General features: G+C 38.0%; 1 protein-coding gene. It reads left to right on the forward strand.

Annotated elements, in window-relative coordinates; all coding sequences use genetic code 11:
• Positions 1–729: transposase (locus AB6805_RS32435; protein WP_370913577.1), on the forward strand; the 729-nt coding region annotated here is incomplete at its 5' end.
• Between the last annotated feature and the right edge of the window lie 100 nt (positions 730–829).

Below are 829 nucleotides of genomic sequence, written 5' to 3' on the forward strand. Positions count from 1 at the left end.
AAGGAAGATCACATGAGAAATGGGCAACTAAAGCCAGCTTATAACCTGCAGATAAGTACGAATAATCAATACATTGTCAATTACAGTCTTCATCAGAATGCTACCGATACCAACACCCTTCAGCAACACTTGAATATATTCAGGGATCAGTATGGTAAGAATCCAGCCAACATCACCGCTGACGCGGGCTACGGAAGCGAACAAAACTACGTATGGCTTGAAAAAAAGCGAATTACTGCTTATGTAAAATATAATCATTTTGACCGCGATCAACATAGAAAAACCCGTAATAAAAAACCATATGGGACTGACAAACTTGCCTATAACCATGAAAAAGACAGATATATATGTCCGTCTGGAAAAACGATGAAAAATATAGGTAGTTACGGGCATGTTACCAAGGCAGGCTTTAAACAAACAATCACAAAATACAGAGCTGGAAACTGCAATGGATGCCCATTGCGCAGTGATTGCCATGGACAAAACGGTAATCGAATAATAGAGGTAAATCACAATCTAAATCGCCTGAAGAGACGAGCGGAAAAAAGGTTAAAAACGAAGCGAGGCATCCAAAAGCGTAAACAAAGATGCCATGATACCGAACCCGTTTTTGCTAATATCAAGCATAACCACTTATTTAAACGATTTATGCTGCGAGGTCTGGATAAAGTGAGTATTGAAGCCGGATTATTAGCATTAGCACATAATCTTCGTAAAAAGGCCGCTTAAAGCGACAGAAGAATATTGACTTTTTAAGATTTTATCTCAAATTGATAAATATATCAGCAAAATAGAAGAGGCTGCATCATTTATTTATGATACAGCCTCT

It is taken from the genome of Chitinophaga sp. RCC_12, assembly GCF_041360695.1.
Taxonomy (GTDB): Bacteria; Bacteroidota; Bacteroidia; order Chitinophagales; family Chitinophagaceae; genus Chitinophaga.